Annotated in this window: 20 protein-coding genes; 8 read left to right on the top strand and 12 right to left on the bottom strand. The window is 42.6% G+C overall.

The window, feature by feature from the left end; genetic code table 11:
- The first annotated feature begins 42 nt into the window (after positions 1–42).
- Genes ATK78_RS01560 through ATK78_RS01550 form a run of 3 tightly spaced genes read left to right on the top strand, consistent with a single transcriptional unit; the run spans position 43 to position 3,382 of the window.
- Positions 43–1,209 (top strand): FAD-dependent oxidoreductase, encoded by a 1,167-nt coding sequence (locus ATK78_RS01560; RefSeq protein ID WP_133574303.1) that lies wholly within the window; start codon positions 43–45, stop codon positions 1,207–1,209.
- A 25-nt stretch (positions 1,210–1,234) separates the two neighbouring features.
- A complete protein-coding gene (locus ATK78_RS01555; RefSeq protein ID WP_208112283.1) occupies positions 1,235–2,083 on the top strand; it encodes an alpha/beta hydrolase in 849 nt (282 codons plus the stop codon).
- A gap of 57 nt (positions 2,084–2,140) precedes the next feature.
- A complete protein-coding gene (locus ATK78_RS01550; protein ID WP_133574301.1) occupies positions 2,141–3,382 on the top strand; it encodes an MFS transporter in 1,242 nt (413 codons plus the stop codon).
- Here the strand turns inward: ATK78_RS01550 and ATK78_RS01545 are convergent.
- Positions 3,379–3,990: a cupin domain-containing protein gene (locus tag ATK78_RS01545; protein WP_133574300.1), complete on the bottom strand. Its 612-nt coding sequence runs from the start codon at positions 3,988–3,990 to the stop codon at positions 3,379–3,381. The two genes, ATK78_RS01550 and ATK78_RS01545, sit on opposite strands and share 4 nt — an antisense overlap.
- Before the next feature lie 231 nt (positions 3,991–4,221).
- Between ATK78_RS01545 and ATK78_RS01540 the strand changes: the two genes are divergently transcribed.
- On the top strand, positions 4,222–4,812 hold the full coding sequence (locus ATK78_RS01540; protein WP_133574299.1) for a TetR/AcrR family transcriptional regulator: 591 nt from the start codon (positions 4,222–4,224) through the stop codon (positions 4,810–4,812).
- A gap of 123 nt (positions 4,813–4,935) precedes the next feature.
- Positions 4,936–5,634, top strand: coding sequence for an SDR family oxidoreductase (locus ATK78_RS01535; RefSeq protein WP_133574298.1), 699 nt, complete (start codon positions 4,936–4,938; stop codon positions 5,632–5,634).
- A 113-nt stretch (positions 5,635–5,747) separates the two neighbouring features.
- Here ATK78_RS01535 and ATK78_RS01530 read toward each other — a convergent pair whose 3' ends face one another.
- The 3 genes from ATK78_RS01530 to ATK78_RS01520 all read right to left on the bottom strand — a co-directional run bounded on the left by ATK78_RS01530 (position 5,748) and on the right by ATK78_RS01520 (position 8,618).
- A complete protein-coding gene (locus ATK78_RS01530; RefSeq protein ID WP_133574297.1) occupies positions 5,748–6,236 on the bottom strand; it encodes an SRPBCC family protein in 489 nt (162 codons plus the stop codon).
- On the bottom strand, positions 6,223–6,558 hold the full coding sequence (locus ATK78_RS01525; protein WP_133574296.1) for an ArsR/SmtB family transcription factor: 336 nt from the start codon (positions 6,556–6,558) through the stop codon (positions 6,223–6,225). The genes ATK78_RS01530 and ATK78_RS01525 overlap by 14 nt, the downstream gene beginning before the upstream one ends.
- Positions 6,559–6,779: 221 nt before the next feature.
- Positions 6,780–8,618, bottom strand: a complete 1,839-nt coding sequence (locus ATK78_RS01520; RefSeq protein WP_133574295.1) for a sensor histidine kinase — start codon at positions 8,616–8,618, stop codon at positions 6,780–6,782.
- Between the two features lie 248 nt (positions 8,619–8,866).
- Here ATK78_RS01520 and ATK78_RS01515 point away from each other — a divergent pair, with 248 nt between their 5' ends.
- A complete protein-coding gene (locus tag ATK78_RS01515; RefSeq protein WP_133574294.1) occupies positions 8,867–9,400 on the top strand; it encodes a sigma-70 family RNA polymerase sigma factor in 534 nt (177 codons plus the stop codon).
- A 110-nt stretch (positions 9,401–9,510) separates the two neighbouring features.
- On the top strand, positions 9,511–9,879 hold the full coding sequence (locus tag ATK78_RS01510) for a hypothetical protein (RefSeq protein WP_133574293.1): 369 nt from the start codon (positions 9,511–9,513) through the stop codon (positions 9,877–9,879).
- A 95-nt stretch (positions 9,880–9,974) separates the two neighbouring features.
- Here the strand turns inward: ATK78_RS01510 and ATK78_RS01505 are convergent, their stop codons facing one another.
- The 7 genes from ATK78_RS01505 to ATK78_RS01475 form a co-directional block, all read right to left on the bottom strand.
- Positions 9,975–10,943, bottom strand: a complete 969-nt coding sequence (locus tag ATK78_RS01505; protein ID WP_133574292.1) for a BT_3987 domain-containing protein — start codon at positions 10,941–10,943, stop codon at positions 9,975–9,977.
- Positions 10,944–10,960: 17 nt separating this feature from the next.
- On the bottom strand, positions 10,961–12,754 hold the full coding sequence (locus tag ATK78_RS01500; protein WP_133574291.1) for a RagB/SusD family nutrient uptake outer membrane protein: 1,794 nt from the start codon (positions 12,752–12,754) through the stop codon (positions 10,961–10,963).
- Positions 12,755–12,776: 22 nt separating this feature from the next.
- The gene (locus tag ATK78_RS01495; RefSeq protein WP_133574290.1) at positions 12,777–15,884 is read right to left on the bottom strand and encodes a SusC/RagA family TonB-linked outer membrane protein; all 3,108 of its coding nucleotides are present in this window, start codon (positions 15,882–15,884) and stop codon (positions 12,777–12,779) included.
- 237 nt (positions 15,885–16,121) lie between these two features.
- On the bottom strand, positions 16,122–17,924 hold the full coding sequence (locus ATK78_RS01490; RefSeq protein WP_208112282.1) for a hypothetical protein: 1,803 nt from the start codon (positions 17,922–17,924) through the stop codon (positions 16,122–16,124).
- Positions 17,925–17,958: 34 nt separating this feature from the next.
- Positions 17,959–19,626, bottom strand: a complete 1,668-nt coding sequence (locus ATK78_RS01485; protein WP_133574289.1) for a RagB/SusD family nutrient uptake outer membrane protein — start codon at positions 19,624–19,626, stop codon at positions 17,959–17,961.
- A 5-nt stretch (positions 19,627–19,631) separates the two neighbouring features.
- Positions 19,632–23,039: a TonB-dependent receptor gene (locus ATK78_RS01480; protein ID WP_133574288.1), complete on the bottom strand. Its 3,408-nt coding sequence runs from the start codon at positions 23,037–23,039 to the stop codon at positions 19,632–19,634.
- Between the two features lie 11 nt (positions 23,040–23,050).
- Positions 23,051–24,214, bottom strand: coding sequence for a FecR family protein (locus ATK78_RS01475; protein ID WP_133574287.1), 1,164 nt, complete (start codon positions 24,212–24,214; stop codon positions 23,051–23,053).
- 444 nt (positions 24,215–24,658) lie between these two features.
- Here ATK78_RS01475 and ATK78_RS01470 point away from each other — a divergent pair, with 444 nt between their 5' ends.
- Entirely contained in the window at positions 24,659–25,255 is a 597-nt protein-coding gene (locus ATK78_RS01470) for an RNA polymerase sigma-70 factor (protein WP_166664795.1), read from the top strand.
- 139 nt (positions 25,256–25,394) lie between these two features.
- Here ATK78_RS01470 and ATK78_RS22650 read toward each other — a convergent pair whose 3' ends face one another.
- Positions 25,395–25,541: a hypothetical protein gene (locus tag ATK78_RS22650; RefSeq protein WP_166664794.1), complete on the bottom strand. Its 147-nt coding sequence runs from the start codon at positions 25,539–25,541 to the stop codon at positions 25,395–25,397.
- Positions 25,542–25,757 lie beyond the last annotated feature (216 nt).

The following is a 25,757-nucleotide window of genomic DNA, read 5'->3' as shown; positions in this document are numbered from 1 at the left end:
TCTAAATGTAGCTATAATTTTGTGTCATCAAAAACGAAAGATATGTTATTACAAAATAAAAAAGTAGCCATTATAGGCGGCGGGCCTGGCGGATTGACACTTGCAAGGCTTTTACAACTTAAGGGGGCTGATGTAAAAGTTTATGAAAGAGATAAAAGCAGGGAGGTGAGGGTACAGGGTGCAACGCTCGACCTGCATTTTGAATCGGGATTAAGGGCATTGGAAGAAGCTGGTTTAATGGACGCCTTTAGAGCAAATTACAGACCGGATGCTGACCGGCTCCGCATTATGGATGAACATGCAAGTATTTTCTTTGATGAACATTCAAAAACAGCAAAAGGTGATTTCGGCGATGAATGGTTCAGGCCGGAAATTGACCGTGGCCCGTTGAGAAATATGCTGCTGGATTCTTTGCTGCCTGATACCGTGGTGTGGGACAGTCATATTGTTTCTCTTAAAAGACATGGCGATACCTGGGAAATAATTTTTCAAAATGGCAACATGGTGATTGCAGATGTTATAATTGGAGCTGATGGCGCCAAATCTAAAATCCGTCCATTCGTTACACCGATTAAACCATTTTACTCAGGTGTTACCGTATTAGAAGGCAATATTTATGATGCTGAAAAGAACGCCAAAAAAATTAACACCGTATTACAAGGTGGGAAAATTATGGCGCTGGGTGATTCAAAAACAATATCTGTTAGTGCCAAAGGCGACGGTAGCCTGGATTTTTATGCGGGCTGGAATGCAGATGTAAATTGGCTTACCGATAGCGGCATAGATTTTAAAAATAATAAGCAGGTTTTGGAATGGTTTAAAAAAGAATATGTCAATTGGGACAGTATCTGGCTTGAATTATTTGAGGCTGAAAACACCATATTTGTTCCAAGACCTCAATATTGTATGCCTTTAGATCAACACTGGGATGCCCAACCAAATATCACCCTTATTGGCGACGCCGCGCATTTGATGCCCCCTTATGCTGGCGAAGGTGTAAATATGGCCATGCTTGATGCACTGCAATTGAGCCAAAGCTTAACCAGCGAAAACTTTACGGACATCAGATCTGCAATAGCGCATTACGAAAGACAGATGTTTGCTAGATTTGCAGATATTGGCAGGGAAACACTAGACAATACTGAATTTATGCACTCCCCTGACGGACTAAAAAAATTGATGGTTATGTTTGGTCAGCACCTGGAGTAAAAGATTATATTTGTTAAATATGCCCATGAAATTATCTGCACTAATTGTGCTTTGTATCCTGTCTTTTTCTGTTGGTGCACAAAATACGCTGCCCGCTAAAAACACCGGTGATTTTGTTCTGGGTAAAATTGAAACCCTGCATTCTAACATTTTGAAGGAGGACAGGATTTTGAACATTTACCTGCCGGAAGATTATGATAGTACATCAATCTATCCTGTCATTTATTTATTAGATGGCGCTGCAGATGAAGATTTTATTCATATTGCCGGACTGGTTCAGTTCAATACGTTCTCCTGGATCAACAGAATTCCTAAATCAATAGTCGTCGGTATTGCCAACACCAACCGCAAATATAATTTCACTTCATTAAGCAATAGGGAAAGTGACAAAAAGCTGATCCCAAAGAATGGCGGCTCTGCTGATTTTATAGCATTCATCGAAAAAGAGTTGCAGCCGTATATAGATAAAAAATATGGAGGAAATCATTCCAGAACTTTAATAGGACAATCATTGGGTGGACTTTTAGCTACAGAAATTTTGTTTAAGAAGCCCCAGCTGTTCAATAAATATATCATCGTTAGTCCGAGTCTCTGGTGGAAAGATGGTTACCTGCTTAAAGAAGATCCTGCGATCCTAAGCAGCAGCTATGCCAATCCAACGGCCATTTATATTGGGGTTGGAAAGGAAGGTTCTATAGACGGCTCTAAGAACCACATCATGGAAGAAGATGCGAAATTGCTGGCTGCAAAGATCGGTCAGGGTAAATCTAAAAACGTAACGGTGTTTTTCGATTACTTACCTGATGAAGACCATGCTACGATTAGCCACCAAGCCGTCTTTAATGCCTTAAGAATCCTGTATCCAAAAAAATAGCTTATAGTTGATTCCTTAGCGGTTCAATACGATAGAAAAAGATTAACATAATAAACCATGCAAGCACAAGAAACCGTACCATTTTCCGGCTATCAAAAATTTGTAATATTCATACTCGCGATCACCCAGTTTACGGTGATCCTGGATTTCATGGTGATGTCTCCCCTTGGCGACATATTGATGAGATCACTTTCACTGAAACCACAGGCCTTCGGTTTTGCGGTGTCTGCGTATGCCTTTAGTGCCGGGATATCCGGATTGCTTACCGCAGGTTTTGCAGATCGGTTTGACCGTAAAAAACTGTTGCTGTTCTTCTACATCGGCTTTATTGCCGGTACCATTTTCTGTGGAATGGCGCATACTTACCCGGTATTGCTTGCTGCGCGAATTGTTACCGGTTTATTTGGTGGTGTGATCAGTTCTATATCGTTGGCCATTATTACCGATCTTTTTTCTTTGCAGCAACGCGGCCGGGTAATGGGCTATGTACAAATGGGATTTGGCGGCAGCCAGGTTTTAGGTGTTCCTATTGGTTTATACCTGGCTAATATATGGGGATGGGAAGCTCCATTCTGGTTGGTGGCTGTATTAAGTATTGCCATTGCGCTGCTGATCGCTCTACGCCTGCGGCCTGTTACCCAGCATTTGGCCTTGCAAAATGACAAATCTGCATTTAAACACTTGTGGCATACGCTTGCCAAACGCAATTACCGCATCGGCTTTACAGCAACCGCTTTGTTATCTTTAGGCGGTTTTATGATGATGCCTTTTGGCAGTGCCTTTGCCGTTAATAACCTGGGTTTAACGAATGCCCAGTTGCCTATGCTGTTCATGGTATCGGGTGTTAGCTCGCTGGTGATCATGCCGCTAATCGGCCGGCTGAGTGACCGTATAGACAAGTTTAAGATTTTTACTGCAGCTTCTCTCTGGATGCTGATCATGTGTGTAGTTTATACCAATATGGGTATTACCCCGCTGGGGATTGTAATTGTATTGAATATCCTGATGATGATGGGGATTATGAGCCGCACGATCCCGTCTTCTGCACTAACCAGTGCAGTACCTGAAATGCAGGACCGTGGTGCTTATATGAGTATTAACTCTTCGCTGCAGCAAATTGCCGGTGGTGTTGCTGCCGCAGTTGCCGGACTTATTGTAACACAAAAAGGAACAGGAACCCCATTAGAAAACTATAACATTGTGGGCTATACCATTGTTGGGATCTCCATATTGAGCATTTTGCTGATGAAGCGCGTTGACAACCTTGTAAAAGAGAAATTAGTAGATAAAAAAGTTTAGGCGGCTACGCGCTGCAGGATCACTTTGCATGGGATCTTAGATGTTACCATCACATGATGACTTTTGTGCAGCGGGATCTGTAAATAATCTCCGGGCACCAAATGAAAGATATCTTCTTCTATGTGAATATCACACGTACCTTCAAGGATTAGAAACCTTTCATATTCATGATCATGTACTTCTTGCGGTGCCATTTGACTAATCCAGACGATAGCAGTGATGGCTTCGGGTGTATAACTCAGGATCCTGGCAAAGACATCTTTAAAGTTATCAGGCATGATCATATCCTTTCGTTCCAGAAATTGCTGGTAATCTGCGGCCACAGCACCTTCATGAAGTATTGGAGCTATAACCGGAGTTTCGCCTGCCTGCATTCGATCTGAGAAATCAATGGTTGCCATAAGAAATGGGAGTATGATCGGATTGGATACAATGCCATTATCCAGCGCATATTTTTCAAGCGCCAGACCTATGGCATCTACTTCTGCCCACAACTGTGGATTAGCAGCGCCAATTTTTTCAATAAGAAGATTGTCCTGCTCATTTGTATCTCCGAGGACATACAATTCAAGCAAGCCAGTTTCAATCAGTTCCTGTAAGTCTTCCATAACTATAAAGATCTAATATACCTATTATTAATTAATCAACAATAATAAGAATTCTTTTTAGATATTTTTTTTTACCAGCAAAAAGTATTTCATTATCCTTTAATATCAAATTTTTATATCGTAAGCGTACAGTAATGCCAAATGGCATATTGATAAAAATTACCGTCAAATGTCAATGTACTTTCTTCAATAATATACTTTTTAGTATATTTGCATATCAATTTAAACAGCATGCTCACTAAGGCGGAAAAGACCAAACAATTTATATTAGAAACTGCATTACCGCTATATAACGAGAAAGGTATTTCTGGAGTAAATATAGATGATATTCTTGAGGCTACCAGGCTTACCAAGGGGTGCCTGTATGGCCATTTTGAAAACAAGGAAGACTTGTCTGAACAAGTTATTGACTTATCCCTTAGAACGATCTCTGAGAAAGTAAAGGCGGGGATGTTGAAAAGTAAAACGGCGAAGGGTAAAATTTTTGCGTTTATAGATTTCTATAAAAACCCGCTCGAAACCTATATCCCCGGAGGATGTCCGATATTTAACGCTGCCGTAGAGGCCGATGATAATCACCCGGGACTGAAGAGCAAAGTAGCCAGGGTATTTAGAACTGGTCAGGAAGAAATTACAGCTATACTACAGGAAGGAATTGATAACGGTGAATTTTCAGATCGCCTGGATCCTATGATCTTTGCTTTTAAAATGGTAGCGGCAGTTGAAGGCGGAATGGTCATGTGCAGGGTGATGGATACCATCAAACCGATGCATGGACTGGTGAAAAGCCTGAAGGCTGAACTGGAGCAATACGCTGTATAATTTTTTTACCCAATAATAGACTAAAAAGTATATTTTAAACGAAGTAAAAAGCACATTATAAAATAGACTAAAAAGTATAAAATAACCAGCAACAGTAACATAATTTTAACACGTATATATCACATGAAAACAACAGGGAATACCATATTCATTAGTGGCGGAAGCGCCGGAATAGGATTAGCGATCGCTAAAAAATTAAATACCGCAGGCAATCAGGTAATAATCAATGGCCGCAATGAAGAACGTCTGCAAAATGCGTTAAAAGAATTGGACAACGCGGTTGCCATTCAGGGCGACTTATCTGTAGAAGCAGACAGGATCCGCATTGCAACGGAATTAAAGAAGAACCATCCTGAGGTAAACGTCATCATCAATAACGCCGGTGCAGCCTTTGCGTATATCCTTAATGAAACTACAAACGCGCATGAAAAAGCGGCTGAAGAAATGAATACAAACTATTTCAGTATCATTCATTTCACGGAATTATTGTTGCCGCATTTGCTACAGCAGACGGCCGCAGCCGTGATCAATGTCTCTTCAATCGTAGTTTTTGGTGCCCACAAAGTACTGCCTACCTACGGTGCGTCTAAAGCGGCATTGCACAATTATACCGTTGCATTGAGACAAACGTATGAAGCGCAGAAGAATGTCCAGATCTACGAATTGTATCCCCCACTGGTAAATACGGAATTTTCTGCTGGAATTGGTGGTGCCGATGGGATTCCGCCGGCAGAAGTTGCCGATGAATTGTTGCTGGCCTTAGAAAAAGACCAGTTTGATGTTCCGGTTGGCGATGCCAAGCAGTTTTTTAAAAAGGATTGATAATTATAGGATTGATGATTTCACATAAAAAGCCTTAGATTCTCTAAGGCTTTTTATGTGACTATCCAGTTTCAGCGCCGAATCATAAATTATCAGAGATCAGACAGTGCGCATCAGATCTTAGATGTGGAAATCAACCTGTTTAAAATATTAAACATCTTGATCCAGCTTTGATAAGCACCGGTTTGTTTTGCTTCTTCTTCATTAACTGTTTGATGAATGGTTAGCTCCGTTTGATCTCCAACGGGAGTAAACCGTACCGTTGTCATGATCTCTTTTGGCCAGTCTTCTGGTTTTCCGGCATCAAGTGAACCCACGGATTCTCCGGCTTCATTGCTGAGTACCATAGAGAACACCAGTTTTTCTGGAAAGGTTACTTCACGGTATACGCCTGTAATCCAGCAATCGCCGTGAACGGGATCATGTATACAGGAATGAAAGGAGCCATTTTCTGTTACTTCAAGTGATTTAAACTCAATGGTACAGCCATCCGGAGCATACCATTTTACCAATATTTCAGGGTCTGTCCATGCGTTGAAGACCAGCTCAACCGGAGCATCAAATACGTGGGTAATCTGTAGTTCTTTTTTATTTTGTTCCATGTTCTTTGGTTTTAATTTCTTTTAAAATGTGATCCAATTTCTCTAATCTGCCCATCCAGTGTTTTTTAAACTCATCCACCCAATCCGTAACTTCTTTCAGCTTTGCAGGCTGTACTTCACAAAACCGCTCACGGCCGTTTTGTGTGATGACGATAAGTCCGCATTCTGAGAGGATCTGAATGTGCTTGGATATGGCCTGGCGACTAACCTCAAACTCCCCTGCTATCGCGTTCAGGTTCAGCGTTTCTTTGGAAAGCCGCTGTATGATGTTCCGTCTTACCGGGTCTGATATGGCCTGAAATACATCTCTTCTTGTGTTCATTATGCAACTATTTGATTGCAAATATAAATGCAATCATTTAATTGCGCAAATTTATTTGAAAATTTATATCATAAATGTTTAGTACAGCTGCCGCGATTGAAAAATATCAATATCACTTCATACAAAATACGCCAGGCAAAGTATGTTAAGCTGTGAATCGGGTTATCATTCTTAAAAATGATAGATTAGAATCTGAAATTTATGGATAAAGCAAGGAAAAATTACGAACGGGGCAGCGTGAAATAGAAAGTTGTTCCCACGCCAAATTCGCTTTGCAGGAATATCCTGCCGCCATTGGCCTCTACAAATTCCCTGCACAGTACAAGCCCAAGTCCGGTGCCCATTTCTGCTGCCGTGCCTGGTGAAGAAAACTTATTTCCTACTTCCAACAGATTATCCTGGTTTTCCGGAGCTATACCTATACCAGTATCCTCAACAGAAAATAAGACAAAACCTTCTTTTTCCTGCGCATCGATTTTAACTGAGCTGCCCTGATAAGAAAACTTGAGTGCATTGGAAATCAGATTACGAAGTACGGTAGAGGTCATCTGGCGGTCTGCAGTAATTGTCAGGTCTTTCCCCTCAGCCAATTGAAGGATGACGCCCTTGCTAAGTGCCATTGGTGCTGTAAGGCTGGCTATTTCGATAAATAATTCCGCTATGGAGATCACTTCTGGTGATGGCTTTAACAATCCGGTCTGAATCCTCGACCAGTTCAGCAGGTTTTCAAGCAGTGCATAGGCTTGTTTTGCCGAGGTATTCATCCGCTCCGCCATATGTGCTATTTTAACCCTTTCGAGCGTTTCTGCCTTCTTATGGATCAGTTCGCTATAAGATAACAGCGATGCAAATGGGTTCTTGAGGTCGTGGGCAATAATTGAAAACAGCTTATCTTTAGTTTCATTGAGTGCCTGCAGTTGTTGTTCTGTTTGCTTTAATCCGGAAACATCCTGACAGATCACCAGGTAACTGCCTCCTTCTTCCAGAGAAGCATATTCAGGAATTACCTGTACCGAATAGAACTGCTTTCCTACTGGCATATCTACATCGAATGTGCCCTGCTGGATTACTCCGGTCTGACGTGCCCTGGACAATATGGGCCTTAACTGATCTGATAAGGTTTGTGGCCGGTCTGCTGCAGCTTCATTACCTGTACTGAACTGCATGGCATCCTGATCCGGCCCATTGGAGTAAATGCAATTTAAATCCTGATCAAACCTGAATACCAGCCCCGGCAGGTTTTCAGCAAGTGTCCTGTACTTTTCTTCACTGTCCTTTAGATTCTTGAAGATGGTATCTGTTGGCCGGATGAAGCCGGTCTCTACGTTCGCCTTATAAATCAGAAAAAATGAAATCAGCTTCGCATAGTGACCAATTTCATTGACCGGTCCGGAATTGCTTATATAAATTGCAAAGCAGAACTCGCTTAAAATGGTAAATATGACCGAGGTTAATAATAACTGGTAAACCGGAAGGCTAAACCTCTGTTTGTTTTTGATCAGTAAAAATCCGGCCGTAAGCAGAACAGCTATAATTGCATATTCTGCATAGATCTTAAAGTCTGTCTGTCCTTGTCCCTCAATGAAACAGACCGGAAAGTTCTGCCAGACCAATATCGATAGGATAATGAGCAGTGACACCAAAAAATAACCTAAAAAAATCAGGTCAGAGTTGAGTTTCTTTACGCTTTTGATGATTAAAAGTCCGGCAAGTAAGGTTAGTGCTTCCAGCGCTCTTGTAGCCACCCAAAATTGGTTTGCAGGAAATCCGGGAACTGAGATCACATTCATCCCCTTATAAGTTATCGTATGGAGCAGGTCTAATCCACCAATAAAAATATAGGAGATCCCCACGAGGTGCAAGAACGTATTGTCTTGCATCCTTCTTGAATTCCAGGTGACAATGAATACGGCAAAGGCCACTACGATCGAGAACAGTTCTACGAATGTATGGAAAAGAATGTAGCCCTGAATCTTTGAGAAATAGAATACGAGAACCAAAAAGATCACCGCAAAGGCAGTTCTGTAATTGTTGCGGAATAATAGAGATAGTTTGGACAAAGATCTGATCAATTAAAATTGAAGCTTCAAAGATAATGCATAAAAGAATAAAACGGGAAAATAAGTAACAGGATTTGTACGCGTATTTGAACGTATTTTACGCAAATAACAAGTATAAACACCTAAAGTATTCATAGATATTACTTGAATACGATAATTACTATCGTCTTTTATATTACTGGTATATGTTTTGTATTTAGTTAAGAACCTATAAAAAACTGATTATTAAACCAGAAAAACATCTACCTATGAACAACGCCACTTTAAACCATGAAATCTGCAACCACAAATCTTGCCTGGAAAGTTTTGCATTAAAATTTACCCGCAATATGGATGATGCGAACGACCTGGTACAGGATACCCTCATCAAGGCCATCCGCTACCATAATTTGTATAAAGAAGGGACAAATCTAAAAGCCTGGCTTTATACCATCATGAGAAATACTTTTATCAACGACTACAGAAAAGATTTAAGGAGAAGTGCGGTAATTCATACTACTGAAGATCTGAGTTCCGTTCAGCTTTCCCGCAGTGCAGATAAGAATCATGGTGAGAATAAATTTATACTTCAGGACATTACCAAAGCCATGGACAAGCTGCAGCCTGAATATTCAGTTCCTTTTCTAAGGTATTTTGAAGGATATAAGTACCATGAAATTGCCGATGAAATGCAAATTCCGCTGGGAACGGTAAAGACCAGGATCCATGTAGCCCGCCAGTTTTTAAAAGGACAGCTGAAAATGTATAGCGATCAATTCAGGAATTCTAAGTTAACGGCATAACATCCTATTCAATGTGTATGTAAAAAAATCAGCGCATCCATCTAAACTAATAATCTGGCACAATTGATGCTTTGAATAACAAGGAGATACAACCTACAAACTTTCGAAAAATGACCAGACACCACAACTTTGATTGCCACGCATTTTTAGATAATAAAAACCTCTGCATTCTGGAGATTAAGCATAGTTTTTCTATGGAAAATACCTGGCCTAAAAACGAAAATTGGTTTCTGGTTAATAAGACAGATCTATCTGTTCGTCCTTTAAATGTTAAGGCCCGCGATTGCTCCAATTCGGTGCAGGAGTTTTTCTTTGACCTGGGTTATTTGAAATTCAATTCCTCTTCCGATGTTTTTATTGAAGTACAAAAGAATGGACTGCACCCATTAGAAAATAAAGATTGTGACCATGTTCCAATGTCTTACCTAATGGCAATTGAAAGTTATCTTTCCCTTAAAGATGAAAAGATCGTAGCATAAATTATAAACATTGCAGTTCCCATCCGGGATACTGCAATGTTAACCAAATCAACTAACCGCTACAAATCAAACTGACCATAGTGATTAAAAGTTTATTAAAATGCGCCCAGTTCTGCAAGGTGCACATTGGTAGATCCGTATGCAGAGATCACAACGAACCTGAAATATCTGGCTGGTACAAACGCTGAAAGAAACTGTTTTTGGGCATCCTTTGTAGCAGCGAGGTTAAATGCACCGGAAACTTTCCAGGTCACATTATCTGTACTTGTTTCTATACTGACCTGGTTTGGCTTTCCATTTCCATCAACCTGACGTGCCGTTGCATTGATGCCATGCAGGGTCTTTACCTCTCCCATATCTATGGTAAGGGAATGCGGTGGTCCCGGATTGCCATTTTTCCACTGAGAGTGCCAATACGTACTGATGTTGCCATCCAGTACAAAAACTGCCCTTCCATTATTTGCCCCTTCACCTTCAGCTTCCTGTGATGAAAATGCAGCGATCTTCCAGCTGGTCCGGTCATAATTTGGATAGTCTGCAAAATTGGGCTGTACTTTCACTACAAATAAAGTTGTCCGCAAGCTTTCATTTACTTTAAAGTCTGTTCCGGAAATGCTTACCGGCAGCAGAAACGTTTTAAAAAGCGGCACTGCATCCGTGCCGGTAGTTTTCACTGCTATTTTTAATGGTCCTGTTGTTAGTTTTCCCTTTGGGATCACCGCTTCGGTACTACTCAAGGTATAGGCAGATGCCGGTAATAATTCATAATTGGTATTATTCGCGGTGTTGTAGGCTGTTACCAATGCAGGATCTACTACAAATTTTACTGGAATATCCTGTTCCGGATAGTCCTGCCCGCCAAAGTTAGCACCGTATATAAGCACCTGGGGCTCTTGTGCAACGCTTAGTGTTTTATTTACCGGACTGTTTACAGCCTGGGGCATATAGATCTGCATGTAGTTTGACAAAGGCTGATCGGGTAATTCTACCTCATCTTTACAGCCGGTATGAACTGACAGCAATGCAATTGCGATCAGACTTTTTAAAAGATTATTCTTCATCATGATGTGCTATTTATAGATTACCAACCTGGGTTTTGAACAATTTGTCTTCCCCTATCCAGTTCATATTGTGAGATCGGATACCAATAGTAAGAGAACCTGAAAAGATGCGGTGTTGCTGTTACTACCCTTTTATAAAAGTCATTCCCGTCCTTATTGATGTCCATGCCATGCATGTCTCCCATTACTGAAGCTACGATCTTCCACCTTCTGGTATCGAACCACCGATGTGATTCATAAGCCAGCTCTACCTTTCGCTCTGCCCAGATTTTTGTACGTGCGTCTCCCTGACCGGATGGCAAAGGCAGTGGATTGGTGCCGGTTCCATATTGCGGAACTCCTGCCCTTTCACGGATCTTATTCAAATAGATCATGATATCGGCATTGCCCGGGCTTACTTCATTTAGCGCTTCTATATAGTTTAGATAGATCTCTGCGAGGCGGAACAATACCAGCGGACGCGTTTGTCTTTGTCCGTTACCTCCTGAACCGATATTCGTTTGCGGACCTACGTTCTTACGCACCAGGTACCCGGTTTTACTGAAGTCGGTAGGGTGCCCGTTACGGCCATTTGGCCCGGAAACATAAAAAGTAATGGGTGCCGGAGCACGCATGGTACCACCTTGCCAGATGCTGTTGTTATAGGTTACAGTTGCATAAAATCTGGGTTCGCGATTCATATACATGTTAGAGACCTGCACACCGCTTACAGTTGTAAAGCCTGTTTCCGAATATTGTGCAGATTCTGCCGGCAGCTTACCATCTGCCATAAAATAAGAATCTACCATTTCCTGGGTCGGCGCAATTCCACACCATCCCCCGCCTTGCCTCGGTGTACAGTGTACATCCCATAAAGGAAGGTTATTATTTTTACGCACAAAGATCTGTTCTGTATTCCAACCCTGAAAGAAAATTCCTTCCAGTGATTTAAGCACATTTCCTGATGGATCTTTATACAATTGATAAAGCCCAAGATCTAATACTGCTTTGGCCGCATCTGCTGCCTTACGCCATTTTTGGGGATCGTTTGTTTGTGAGATCAATTGCTGTCCTTCAGCATTTTTGAAGTTGGCCACTTCGGTATTTCCATTGTATTGCGGACTTGCAGCATAGAGCAGCAGTCTGGACTTTACTGCCAATGCCATTCCCTTTGTTGCCCTTCCATATTCCAAATCACTGGCCTGACCATTCCTTTGCGGGATTAGCGGCAGCACTTCTGCAGCTTTATCCAATTCAGAACTTACATAATCCACGCAGGCATCAAAGCTGCTTCTTGGTTTCTGCATATCCAGTGCTGTGGCATCCGGAGCCAGGTTTTCTTCGCCCATCAATACTACCGGCCCGTATTGGCGCATTAAAAGGAAGTAATAAAAAGCCCTTAAAAAGCGTGCTTCTGCCCTGTACTGATCGATAAGCTCCTGCCCGTTTAGCTGACGGATCTCTATGTTCTGATCAATATTATTAATGAAATAAGTGGCCGCACGTATGCCATCATAATAGTTTTTCCATTTGTCGAAATGAACATTTGAAGCATTAAAGTTACCTACATTAATGTCGTAGTTCTCGGAGCCTGAAAAGGTTACATCGACTTCGTCGCTTGTGCCCAGCCAGCCATTGTATTCCCATTGATTGGATTCATCTGGTACGTAGTTATAAACATTGGCAAGGTATTGTTCTGAAGTTGCTTTTTTTCTAAAAACCTCCTCAATAGTAATGCGGTCGTCTGGTACCTGATCCAGGTATTTACTGCATGACGACATGCAAAATGCCAGTGCCAGCAGCCATAAAGACTTTGATTTTATAGTTGTAATCATAATTATAGATCTTAAGTATTTTTTATTTGAATACGCACCTCAGTCCGAAGTTGTAGGTTCTCATTTGCGGATACTGAGCACCCCGCCCATCACCCAACTCTACATCCCAAATTTTGAAATCACTAAATGTCAACAGGTTATATCCACTTACATATAAGTTTAAGTTAGATATTCCTGCCTTGCTGAGCCATGGCTTATTGGTTAGGGTATAGGTTAGCTGGGCAGTTTGTAATCTTAGGAAAGCACCATTTTTTACCCACCAGGAACTATCCTCATAGTTCATATTGTCATTACCATAAGTAATTCTAGGATACAATGGTCTGGAATTTGGGTTATCTGGTGTCCAGTGATCTGTGATCTGAGCCAGTAGATTTCCTCTTTCTCCACCAAGTCTGAATGGCTGCAAGCCATCGCCATTTAAGGAGATGTCTACATTGCTGATGCCTTTAAACCATCCTGCTACTGACCAGTTTTTCCAGGTTATTGTTGGGCCGAATCCATATACGATCTCTGGAATTGATCCATAGCCAATCTCTGCCTGATCGTAAGAATCTATTTTTCCATCTCCGTTCAGATCTTTGTACTTAATGTCACCTGCTTTAGTGGTTCCCGGCTGCAGCGGACTATTTGCTACTTCTTCATCGCTCTGGAAAAGTCCGAGATCGATATAACCGTATCGCTGTCCAAGTTTTCTGCCGATCCGCTGCTGCCATGGATATGGCCATGGGGCATTGGCATCATTAATAATGATTGCCCTGTTCCAGTTGATGTTTCCCCTAAAACCGAGTGTCCATCCGCTGCCCACTGCTTTATTGATATCCAGGGTTGCATCAACCCCTTTATTGTTTACTTCTCCTAAGTTTGCATAAGGCAGACTTCTAATTCCTGAATATGAAGGTACATCTCCGCGCTGGCGAAAGATCCCCCTTCTGTACTCCCGGAAAAAGTCTGCCGTTAATGATATCGCATCTTTCCAGGTCTTGATCTCCAAGCCGAGATTATATTTGTTGGCGCGCTCCCAGGTTACTGCCACTGCATAATCACCAAAATCAAGTCCGCCAAGATCATTGCTTGTACCATTCTGACCATATCCATAGCCGGTAACATTTGCAATGGTTGAGATATACGCAAATCGGCGTCCGCCGATGTTACTATTTCCGACTACCCCATAAGAAAACCTCAATTTCATAAAGGATATGGCTTCTTTTATAGGTTCAAAGAATTTTTCCTGTGACGCGACCCAACCGAGCCCGAATGATGGAAAGAATCCAAACTGCTTTTGTGGGGCGAAGGTCTCAGATCCGTTATAGCCAAAGTTGGCTTCGAGCAGGTACTTATTGTCATACGCATAAGTGGTACGTCCGGCCAATCCCATATACCGGTAAGGGATAGAACTGATAAAATCGCCTGCAAACCCATCCAGTCTGTCGGTTTGGTTAAACAGTACCATTCCTGTTATGTCATGTTTTCCGAAAGTCCGGTTGTAATTAACAGATCCCTCTGTATAGAATTGCCTGGTTCCGCCGTTCGTTCTTCCATATCCCAGGTAATTTGTTCCAATTCTGGTTTGCTCCAGTATCAAATTGCCATCCGCATCGCGTCCGCTGGCCAGGTAACCATCTACAGATTTGGTTCTTTGTATGCTATGGGTATTGGCATTATCAAACGAGAACATTGCTGTGGCCGATAGTCCCTTTAACCAGGAATCCAGGCTTTGCGTGACGCGGATATTGCTCCACAGCTGGCTTCTGAATTCGGTTACATAGCCAGATTGGGTGAGTGAGGTGTATGGATTTGAGACATCACCGGTTCTGATCTGCGAGAAGAGGCCGTTTGAATACTTTGCCGGAATAACGATTGGGGGAAGCACATAGGCTGCCGCCCAGATCCCTGCGGTAGAATTTCCGGGATAATTTCCGTTACTGACCCAGCCGGATGCCCCAAATTCAACCTTGGTCGTTTTGGTTACATTAAGCGTTAGGTTAGATGTAAAATTGTACCTGGTAAAGTTGAGTGCAGAATTATAGTTGGCGAGTTCATCTGTTTTAAACAGGCCTGTTTCATCATAGTAACCCAATGACAGGTAATACTGTGCATTCTGGGAACCTCCATTTGCATTGATCCTTGCCCTTCGGTTCTGCCCTGTTTTGTTGAACAGTTCTTTGAACCAATTTACATTTGGATACAGATCAGGATCTGAACCGTCGATTGTTTTCTGGATCCGCTCTGCCGAATAGCGGGGAAGGGTTTCTAAAGGGAAACTGTTTTTGTAAGCCTCATTGGCGATATCCATATAGGTTACGCCATCGGCAAAGTCGGGCAGTTTAACAAATTGGGTTACACCCTGGTCGTATTGAGCGGTGATTACCGGGGAGCTTGCTGTTCCTTTTTTTGTCTGGATCAGGATTACCCCATTCGCTCCGCGTACCCCATATACTGCGGTAGCTGAGGCATCTTTCAATACGCTGAAGCTTGCGATATCTTCCGGATCTACGTTACTAAAAGACCTTTCAACTCCATCTACCAGGATAAGCGGGGAGCTGCTGGTAAATGTAGAGATCCCCCTGATGTAGATCTCTGCATTGTCATATCCGGGTTCGCCGCTTCGCTGCACCCCTACAACGCCAGCTACCCGTCCGGCAATCAATGTGGACAGGTTGGCAACGGGCTGCTTCAGATCTTCCGGCTTGATGGAACTCTGGGCACCAATGGTGGTGATCTTTTTCTGCTGACCAAATCCGACAATGACTACTTCGGACATGTCATTTTTTTGTTCTATCAGGATCACATTGATCAGGGCCCTGCCTTTGATCTCTACTTCCTGACTGATGAAGCCTATTGAACTGAAGATGATGGTTTGGCTGTCTGATGGTGAATTGATCAGGTAATTGCCCTTGGGATCTGCCATGACCCCGACATTGCTGTTTTTGATCTTGATGCTTACCCCCGGCAGGGGTTTACCCTGCTCATCGGTTACTGATCCTTTTACAGGAAAAATGGATTGGCTGTAGGCACTGTTAAAGGCACTTAGCGACAGGAATATGAGGAGAGTGAGTGTTGCTCGAAGCAGATCTTTTAGTCGCGCAGGCGCTAGACTTATGCCATTAAAGTTATGGTATAATTTGTACATTTGTTTTAGTTTACTTGGTTAATTGGTTATTTGCTGACAGGCATTTAATTTGACACATTGGTAAGCAAACGACCGGGGATGGTGGTACATCCCTGGTCATTTTTTTGAGTGTCATCATTCTTTGATTACTTATTTATAACACTCCTCCTTTCCTTTTTTTATAGTGGTCTTCATCGCTTTTAAAATGGTGTTCATAATCATATGACGAATGAAAAATTCGTTACCGTTACTCTATTTTTAATTCGCATTCTTTAAATTTAAGGTGATGTTGTTTTTCTCCGGAGAGATCCTGAATATGGATCCGTTGCCCGGGTTTGAAAATTTACCTGATGCGGCAGATACGGCATAGGGCATTTGTTCAAATTCTGCCGTTACGCGGTGTTCTGTAATTTCTTTAAACGGTAGTTTTGCATTTTCAGCAACCGTCAGATCCAGATACCAGTTTAATGATCCATTGCCGGTAAGCTTCATCACCATACTGCCTTCATTGAGATCCATCTCAATACTGCCCGGTACATTTTTTAGCGGCCAGGAAACCTGCAGCCTGCCCGTAACGTTATTGGTGATCTTTGGATCTCCCCCTTCCAGTAAGGTCTCTTTGCCATCAATCAGTGCTTTAAAGCGTAATCCTGCAAGATTGTTTCTTTTGCTCCATAGATAGCCATCTACCAGTGGAAGGGTAAAGAATGTACATTCATTTGAGGTTGCTTTTTGGGTGGTATATACTGAAGGGAATTTTTCATCAAATAAATGAATGTCGCGGATCCTTAAATTGCTGTTCTCCCATAATAGATTAACCCTAAAAAATCGGCTGTTGAACCATACGGTCTTCTTGTCGCTATCTCCAAGGTCATCATTGACGGTGAAAGCCGTTGCCGGGGTAACCTTATAGTTTTTTCTAAACCACAGTCCGGATTGCTCCATGGTTTCTACCCTGATCTTTTTCTCGTCCCTTAACTTTGCCAGTAACGGAAACTGGATTTCCAATCCTTTTTTCATGGCGTCCCAGGTAAATGAATTCTCCTGTCCGGCCTGGGTGTAATTGAATTCCATAGATTCTCCTTCTACAAATTCTTTCATAAACCAGTTTACCCAGGTGGCATCCCCTCCTGCAGCCGGATATACAGGCTCGAGTGTGATTACCCCTTGTCTGCTGCTGCTGATGCCTGTATCGTATTGACGGATCGGATCACTTCCCAGCATTCTAAAAACCGGTACCGGGATCTGGTTCTCTTTATTTTGTGCCGGCATATATGAATTGATCTTACTCGGATAGTAGGCCTGGTTCCAGTATCCGCCCCACAGGGTATATCCGTCTGTACCATATTGGTCCTTACAGTTGCTAGAAGCTACGATCTTGTATTTATCTGACATGTAGTTCAGCGTGTGTGCATCTATGAACCACGATCCTACTGATTTTGGGTAATATCCAAAGATCTGTTTAAAATCGGCCATGTAGACGTCTATGATCTTTTCACGTTCTTCTGGTGTGTAGCCTGTTGCAAAGCCTACATCTGCATGCCAGTCCCAGGCATAGCGTCCTCTCCACTTCAGTCCTGCTTTTTCTATAAGCGGTTGCGGAAGTTCCCACCACGCTCCTATTTCAAAAGTTCCCTTTGGCAGGCTTTTCAGCAATTTTTGATACCTGGAATCCATCATCGCATCGTATTGCAGCAAAAATGTACCACTCAGCTTGTATTGCTTCATCAATTCTACTTGTTTTACTACGGTCTGATACAATACGTCCTGCGTAATTTTGGGATCTCTTGGCTCCAGCAAGCGGATAAAATTGACAATATTAACCAGCTTTGGCTCGGTTGGTTTTGCTGTAAGAACTGGTGCTGAATGCTGAGAAAACATCGGACGTACTGAAATAGCCGGACGCTCAGACAACGATATGTATTGAGCGCGCGTTGAGAACGTTGAGAACGCTGAGAACGTTGAGTTTTTAGAAAACGAGGTGTGTGATGAGAAAATGAACGCAAGGCTAATGAGCCCCAATTTGATTTCGAATAGTTTGTTTTTGATTCTGATTTTCATTTATGTGTGATTTTAATAATAGTTCTTTTATAGGTTACCAGTTCGGATTTTGTTCCAGTTTATAGCCGCTCGCCGTGTAAAAAGCAATTTCCCTAACTGGCAAAGGCTGGAGATAGTCTTTGCCAGCATCAAATCTCCTGTTTGTCTCTGCGATCAGAAAGCCCTCTGCATCTATTCTTCCAAGGTATGCCGGGTCTCCATATGGTGCCCTGCTTGCCCATTCGGCTCCCCTGATCTTAATTCCTTTGATGTCCTGGCGCAATTCTATTTCTGCTGTTTTCCAGCGGCGCAAGTCGTCATACCTGAATCCTTCGAGTGCCAGCTCTACCGTTCTTTCTCTTCGGATCTCTGTCCTCATGTCCAGTCCATTTGCTGCTATGAATGCGTTGCTGAGATGCGGCATATGTACGCGGTCACGAATTTTATTGACAGATTCATTCAACTCCTGATCTGTTATCGCATCATTCTTTTCAAAAGAGGCTTCTGCATAGATCAGCAATACTTCTGCATAGCGGATGAGGTGGCGGTCGTAGTCAAACTTGCTTTCGTCTCCATACTGTCCGGTGTTGTTGGCAAATGGATCTTCTGACATGAACTTATATAAGATATAGCCGGTATTGAAGTTTCTTTGCGGTTTATCCGGCCAGTTGGCGATTTTAGTTACCGGAAAGAACACCCGGTTTGTGAGCGTCCCGGGAATGGTCATGACCATGGTCATCCGTGGATCACGATCCTGGAACTCGGAAGAAAAGGTAGCATAACCATGAAACAGCGAACCTGGGTTACCAATTGGCAGACCGTTTTTATCCAGGTACATATCTGCCATTTTCTTGGTCGGGTTATAGCCCGTTTCATCATATTGATAGGGCATATCGTGTCCTAAAATATCTCTCGCATATCTCCTGTCCAATATGGTTTCCCTGGAATCGTCTCCTTGTTCCAGGAAAAGATACCGGTAGCTCTGGTCTGCATTTCCAGCATACAGGCTATATCCTCCACTGTTCATAACCAGACCGGATGCAGCAATTGCAGCATCCAGGTACTTACCGGCACTGGTTCCATTTCTAAATTTTTGCCAGGTTCCTTCAAAAAGCGCTACGCGTGCCATCAGTGAAAGTGCGGCCCCTTTGGTGATCCTGCCGACATCAGATGCCGGCAGAGCAGACTGCAGCGGAAGATCTGTTACCGCCTCATTGAGGTCTTTTAAAATGAGGTCTGCCGTTTCTGTACGGCTTGACCTTGCCGCAAAAAGTGCCGGATCATCCACATCCAGTACCCGGGTAATTAGCGGAACACCTCCATAGATTCTCAATAGCTTCCAATAATACCAGGCCCTGAAAAACCTGGCTTCTGCCAGGTATCTTTTGATCTCTGCATCGGAGTTTAATGCGCCTTTTTCCAATATGTTATTTGCAGAACGGATATAGCTATAGCTGTTTGTCCAGTCTGACGAAGTTTCTGAAGGCTGCAAATTGCCGTTGCTGATTGAATTGGGAAAGTTAAACGCAATATCAGATTCGGTGTCTTCAAATCCGAAACGGTCCAGTCCATTATACAAATGATTGGCGGCCAATTTAAAATCATTTGGTGTTTTCCAGAATGTTTCATCTGTAATGCTGTCCTGAACAACTGTACTGAGCTGCTTTTTACAGCTTAGGCTAAAGAACAAAACAATGCAGATGAATCCTTGAATTTTACTCATGATCTTTAAAATTTTAGGTTTAAGCCAAATGAATACACTTTACTAAAGGGATAGGTGCCTTCATTCCGGTACCCGTCTTCCGGGTCAAAGTTCCCTCCCAGCGTACCTTTGGACAAGGTGAACAAATCCTGTCCGCTGAGGTATACCCGCAGCGACTTCATTTTTATCTTTGAAGCCATTCTTGCCGGAAGGCTATACCCTAATGTGATGACTTTAAACCTCAGGTAGGCTACATTCTGCATGGTTAACGCTGAGGTCCGGTAATTGTATTCCCTGATGTCATCATAACCTACTGACCCGGGCAGATACCGGGGATATTCCGCATTGGGCCGTTCCGGACTGTAGGTCTTACCATAATAATATTCCAGAGAGGGCCAGAAAAATGCATTTGGCGTACTGATCGACCCTTCGTACTGCACATTTCGTTTACCTACACCCTGAAGAAAGATACCCAGGTCCATTTGTTTATAGCTCAAGTTGATATTGGACGAAAAATTATACCTCGGCAATAAATTACCCAGATAGGTCATATCTCCGCTCAGCCCTTTCGACAGATCACCGAATGCGGTAAGTTTACCATCACCATCCACATCTTTGTACATCACATCACCAATACCGATCCTGGATGGAACGCCCAGCAGCTGCTTGTAACGATCCAATTGATCCTGGGTTTTGATGATACCTTCGTATACGTATCCGAAATACGAATAAATGGAATAACCCTGCCTGAAACGGTTTAAGCCTTCCCGGTAACTATCGCTGTTTCTGAGCTGCACCAGTTTATTTTTACTGTCGCTGAGTTGTAAGGAGATGCTGTATTTAAAATCTGCTATGTTGTCTTTCCATGACCATATGGTTTCAAAACCTTTTGTTTCCAGTTTACCCTGGTTAGAGGATGGCACATTGCCGCCAAATGTTGCCGGCAATGCAATGTCTACCAGCATATCAGAATTAATCTTATTGAAATAATCAAAAGAGAAGGTTAGCCTGCTGCGAAATACAGAGCCGTCAATTCCGATGTTCTTATTCTCAATGGTTTCCCAGGTCCGGTTGGGAGAAGCTGGTTTGGATACCGCGCCAACAAGTCCCGCATTTGGGAAACCAATTGGATAGGACAGCGGATTATTCGATCCGTTGGTAACGATAGAGATGAGGGATACATAATCATAAAGGCCCAAGTTTCCGATCTCCTGGTTCCCTGCCTTTCCCCAGGACAACCTGAATTTTAGCTGATCAAACGTATTCAATGTTTTGATAAAGCGTTCTTCTGACAAGTTATAGGCGAATGCCGCTGATGGAAATATTGCGCTCCAGCGCTTGCTGGCTGCGAATTTAGAACTGACATCTGCCCGGGCAGTCAGGTCCAGCATCATTTTTTGCCGAAAGGCATACCTCAATCTGCCAAAGTAAGATGCAAGTGCCTGGTTATTGAGATTACCGGTAAAATCAGCATAGGCTACTTTGGTACGGTCTGCAAGGTTTAAAGTGAATATATCATTTCCGGGAAAATTATAGCCCATAATGGCCTGTCCTTCGTTTTTTGTCTGTTCCAGTGAAGCTCCAGCGGTTAAAGTGATCTGATGATCATGAGCCAGCTGCCGGTCATAGTCAAAGTAAACCTGGTACGATTTGTTGAGCATTTTTGCATTGGCATAATAGGCAGAGTTGGGTGTATTTCTAATGTCTTGTATTTCTCCTGTATAATTGTGGCGTGTAAACGTCCTGTTGATGGCATTATCATTGGTATAATCAAGTTTAAAAGCTGCCTGTCCGGTTAATTTCAGACCATCAAGCAACTTATACTCCAGCTTTAGATTGGTATTGAACCGGGAATGATTGGCATGCTGATCTCCGGCTTCCTGAAGGGTCTGTGCTGGATTCTCATAGCCCTGGTAGCCATAAAACTGTCCTAAAGCATTGTAAACCGGCTGATAAGGAAACTGACGTGTAACATTGGTCAGTGCATTGGCCAGCATGGTTGGACTTACGATGGCCTGGTTTTCAAAACTTGTTCTGCTTTCAAATGTCAGGTCTTTAAACAGCTGGAAATTATAATTGAGGCGCATGTTATAGCGGTCAGATCTGTTCTCTCCGAATTTTACTGCACCATCGTCCTGATTGTACCCTAAAGATACCAGGTAACTGTTATTCTCTGTGCCGCCGGAGACGGAAAGATTATGCAGCTGCTGCAGGGAGTTTTTATAGATTGCTTTATTCCAGTCTGTATATCCATAAAAACCCGGATAACTGGTGATGCCATAATTCCAGCCCCCATTTAGGTCTGGGGCTGCATTGGCTTTTATTTTATCAAAAACATCCCTGGGAAAACCGGTCATACCTACATTTAAAAGTCCTTCATTCATAAATTCGGCAAAATGAAGTGTATTGCTGATCTTTCTCAGATACGACGGTTCTTTGATTCCGGTATTCATCGTATAGGAAACTTCTGGCGGACCTTTACGTCCATTTTTTGTACTGATGAGCATTACCCCGTCTGCTGCCCGGGCTCCATAGATCGATGCTGCTGCATCCTTAAGGACAGAAACTTCTGAAATGTCATTGGGATTGATGGTATTGATATCACCAAGAATACCATCGATCAAAATAAGGGGTATATTTCCATTGATTGAAGAGTAACCTCTGATCTGAACGGCATAATTCTGATTTCCTGGCTGTCCGCTTGACCTGGTGACGGTAAGTCCGGGAATTGTTCCCTGCAGTGCTTCCAGGCTATTGTTTAAGGGCCTGTTTTCAAAAACAGCGGATTGTACACTTGATATGGCCCCGGTAACGCTTCCTTTGGGGCTGGTTCCATATCCAATAACCACGACTTCGTTTAAACGCGTATCTTCCCTGACCAGGTTCACTTCCATATTTAACCTGGAACTGACTTGAATCCGCTGTGTAGCATATCCCAAATAGGATACTACTATTACCTGCTGTTGTTCAGGAGCACTGATTATAAAGTTTCCCATGGCGTCAGACCTGGTACCTGTTCCTGTTCCTTCTACTGAAATGGATACGCCTTCAAGAATTTGAGCGGTAACGGAATCCTTTACGGTTCCCTGAAGGCGCAGCCACGGTTCCAGGATTGGGTCTGCTGCCTGCATCCGGTTTTTTTTACGGGTAATCATTACGGTGTTATTTTTGATCTTATATTCAAATGGCTGCTGTTCAAAGCACAGGTCCAGCGCAGGTCTGAGTTCCATGTTTACGCAATGGATGCTGATCGGCCTTGCATTTTTCAATGCCCTGTTGTTGTATAGGAAATCAATATTTGTTTGCTTTTTGATTTCAGAGATCACATCGGTGATGGACGCGTTGGTAACAGAAAGACTTATTTTTTGGGCAAAGGCCGGGGAACTCACATGAAGCAAGCTAAAAGCAATGAATATGTAAAGTAATCTGTTCAAAACTGTTCTGCTTAATCTAACTGGGAAACAACTACTTTTCTCTGATCGATCTTAAACCTTAAATTACCCAGGTCCTGCAAATTGTTCAGGATCTCTGAGAGGTCAGCATTTCTTGAAAAAGTTCCACCAAAATGTTCGTTTGATGAAACCTTATGGAAGGCCACATCTACATTGTACCACCTGCTGATGACTTTCATGATGCTCCTGATGTCCTGGTTATCAAAGATGAAATATCCATTTTTCCAGGCTACTGCCTGATCGGTATTTACTTTGCGCACCGCAATAAGGTCTGATTGTGTTTGTACTTCTGACTGCTGCCCCGGATGTAGTATTTTTCCTTGCGCTGAAGTGATCTGGCTAACTTTTACCCGCCCTTCGAGCAGGGTGGTCAGTATTTCATGATCACCAGGATAACCTTTGACATTAAAATGCGTACCCAATACCTGTACCTGCTGATTGCCGGTAAGCACAGAAAAAGGCTGGTGCTTCATTGGTGTAACTTCGAAATAAGCTTCACCATCCAAACGTACATTTCTGCCTGTTGATGCTGATGTTACCGGAAAATTAAGGGTAGACTGGGCATTTAGCCAAACCTTACTCTGATCGGGCAACACGATCCTGTACTGTCCGCCACGAGGTACTTTTAAGGTATGGTAAGCAATCTTATCTGTTGCCTTTGCTGTGTATTTCTGATCAACGGTATAGATTAGCTGTCCGCTATCTGTTTTTGTAATCATCATTCCATTTTGCCGGTCGATAATTCCAATTGCGGCCGCATCGAGATCGATCTGCCTGCCATCAGCAAGGACCAGCACTGCTTTATTTTTACCCGGAAGAACTTTGGCCTGCTGCGCGTTAACATCGGGGTTTGCCTGCTGTAAATAGCTATAAAATGCGATACTGCTGCCCAGCACCAGTAAGATTGCAGCAGCAGCTTTCCAGCGACTACCGATAATGCCTGTTATTCTTCGTGACTGGTTCCTTTTCTTTTCGAAATTGTTGTAAAGCTGATCTGCCAGAAACTGGCTTCCACCTGCCTCTTCAATCCATTCTTCCAGATCCTGGCTGCCTGCATTTATCTCTTCATACCAGTCATTGATCTCTTTCAGTTCCTGATCGCTGCATTTAGAGGTTCGGTAACGTTCTAAAAGGTATTGTAGTCGTTCATTCTTCATGTAGTATTGCCTTATTCTTATGAGTACCGCCTAAATGCTTTTTCTCTGTTTAATGTTTACTGTATACCAGGAAGACGTATAAAGAAATTGAAACCGTTATCCCCCACTCTAAAAAATATGAAAATGAATTGCTTGTGTAAGCTGTGATCAATTGATTTCCGGGCCAATTGTAAAAGGCTTGATACTTTTGATTAAATACGACAAGCCCAGGCATACAGAATTTTATAAAAACGGCTCCGGTAACCGATATAGCCAGCTCAATTAGGTACTCTTAACCATATGGTAACCGGATTCAGGATTTGGAGCAGGACAGACAAGGACAGTTGGGCAATTTATAAAAATTAAATTCGTGGTTAACTAATCGGCAATTCAAGAACTATCCCGTGCAAAAAAAGAAGAATGTGATTGTTCTAATGGATTTAGGTTAACCCAAATATGACTAAAATGTCTGCAGAAATAAGTGATCAGGAACTGATTTTATCGTGGCAACGTGGTAATGATCGTGCTTTTGAGCTGCTTTATAAGAGACATGCAGTTCGGCTTCTTGCTGTTGCGATGAGCAAGATCAAGAACCGTGAGGTTGCAGCTGAAGTGGTACAGGAAACTTTTATGATTCTCTTTAATAAGCGCAGTTCTGCCGATCAGATCGTTAACCTTCCTGCATTTCTATCTACGATCTCCAAAAATAAGATACTTGACCATTACCGCCGGGAAGTACAATTTCAAAAATATGAAAGCCGGATTATTCTTGAGGCCAGCGAGCTTGACCATTCTACCGAGCAGCATATTGACTCCAGGGATCTGGAAAGCCAACTGGGTATGCAGATTGAAAAGCTGCCGGCAAAATGCAGGCATGTATTTAAACTGAGCCGGCAGGAATATCTATCGAACAAACAAATTGCCGCAAAACTGGAAATATCTGAAAATACGGTTGAACAGCACATGCGAAAAGCCCTGAGGCTATTGCGGTTATATGTGCAGCATGCCAATACCACGATCATCATCTGGGGATTTTCTATGCTGATCTTATTTGGTTTTTAATGCAGTCAATGGCTTTTATCCGTATAAAATCCAATAACGGCATTCTTATTCCCATTTCTTTTATATCACGCAGCAAACAGGTACAGGCTTGGGAGTGGTTCACAAATTGAGTTGGCCGGCATGAATATTTTCAGGCTTGTTAATCTTTAAACAGATTACACAACACACCCAGACAGAACATCATTTTTAGCGCCAGCAGGATAAAGAAAATCCAGATCGCTGCACGCTTTGCGGTTCCGAAGTTTAGTTTTCTATTCTTAATGGTTGCTTTTATCTGCCTGCTCATGGCTTTGAACTTAATTGACTATTGCTGATCTGTAGTTTCAACAACAGGAGTCCGTTACGATCGTATGAAATGTTTCTTTCCAATTTGGAGTATTGTTCAATGGTGAAATCCACCTGCTGTAAACCGGTCAGCCTGACAAACGGCCTCTTCAGAAATGGCATTGCTGATTTAATCATAATCCCTGTTGAGCAGCATAAAGATACCGCATTGCAAAAT

The sequence above is a fragment of the Pedobacter metabolipauper genome, from assembly GCF_004362715.1.
Lineage (GTDB): Bacteria > Bacteroidota > Bacteroidia > Sphingobacteriales > Sphingobacteriaceae > Pedobacter > Pedobacter metabolipauper.
This window is presented reverse-complemented; position numbering and strand designations above follow the sequence as displayed.

Excerpts from the sequence above, each read along its gene's own strand:
- ATK78_RS01560 (WP_133574303.1), top strand. The coding sequence starts at position 43 with ATGTTATTACAAAATAAAAAAGTAGCCATTATAGGCGGCGGGCCTGGC.
- ATK78_RS01555 (WP_208112283.1), top strand. The coding sequence starts at position 1,235 with ATGAAATTATCTGCACTAATTGTGCTTTGTATCCTGTCTTTTTCTGTT.
- ATK78_RS01550 (WP_133574301.1), top strand. The coding sequence starts at position 2,141 with ATGCAAGCACAAGAAACCGTACCATTTTCCGGCTATCAAAAATTTGTA.
- ATK78_RS01545 (WP_133574300.1), bottom strand. The coding sequence starts at position 3,990 with ATGGAAGACTTACAGGAACTGATTGAAACTGGCTTGCTTGAATTGTAT.
- ATK78_RS01540 (WP_133574299.1), top strand. The coding sequence starts at position 4,222 with ATGCTCACTAAGGCGGAAAAGACCAAACAATTTATATTAGAAACTGCA.
- ATK78_RS01535 (WP_133574298.1), top strand. The coding sequence starts at position 4,936 with ATGAAAACAACAGGGAATACCATATTCATTAGTGGCGGAAGCGCCGGA.
- ATK78_RS01530 (WP_133574297.1), bottom strand. The coding sequence starts at position 6,236 with ATGGAACAAAATAAAAAAGAACTACAGATTACCCACGTATTTGATGCT.
- ATK78_RS01525 (WP_133574296.1), bottom strand. The coding sequence starts at position 6,558 with ATGAACACAAGAAGAGATGTATTTCAGGCCATATCAGACCCGGTAAGA.
- ATK78_RS01515 (WP_133574294.1), top strand. The coding sequence starts at position 8,867 with ATGAACAACGCCACTTTAAACCATGAAATCTGCAACCACAAATCTTGC.
- ATK78_RS01510 (WP_133574293.1), top strand. The coding sequence starts at position 9,511 with ATGACCAGACACCACAACTTTGATTGCCACGCATTTTTAGATAATAAA.
- ATK78_RS01505 (WP_133574292.1), bottom strand. The coding sequence starts at position 10,943 with ATGATGAAGAATAATCTTTTAAAAAGTCTGATCGCAATTGCATTGCTG.
- ATK78_RS01500 (WP_133574291.1), bottom strand. The coding sequence starts at position 12,754 with ATGATTACAACTATAAAATCAAAGTCTTTATGGCTGCTGGCACTGGCA.
- ATK78_RS01495 (WP_133574290.1), bottom strand. The coding sequence starts at position 15,884 with ATGTACAAATTATACCATAACTTTAATGGCATAAGTCTAGCGCCTGCG.
- ATK78_RS01490 (WP_208112282.1), bottom strand. The coding sequence starts at position 17,924 with ATGAAAATCAGAATCAAAAACAAACTATTCGAAATCAAATTGGGGCTC.
- ATK78_RS01485 (WP_133574289.1), bottom strand. The coding sequence starts at position 19,626 with ATGAGTAAAATTCAAGGATTCATCTGCATTGTTTTGTTCTTTAGCCTA.
- ATK78_RS01475 (WP_133574287.1), bottom strand. The coding sequence starts at position 24,214 with ATGAAGAATGAACGACTACAATACCTTTTAGAACGTTACCGAACCTCT.
- ATK78_RS01470 (WP_166664795.1), top strand. The coding sequence starts at position 24,659 with ATGTCTGCAGAAATAAGTGATCAGGAACTGATTTTATCGTGGCAACGT.
- ATK78_RS22650 (WP_166664794.1), bottom strand. The coding sequence starts at position 25,541 with ATGAGCAGGCAGATAAAAGCAACCATTAAGAATAGAAAACTAAACTTC.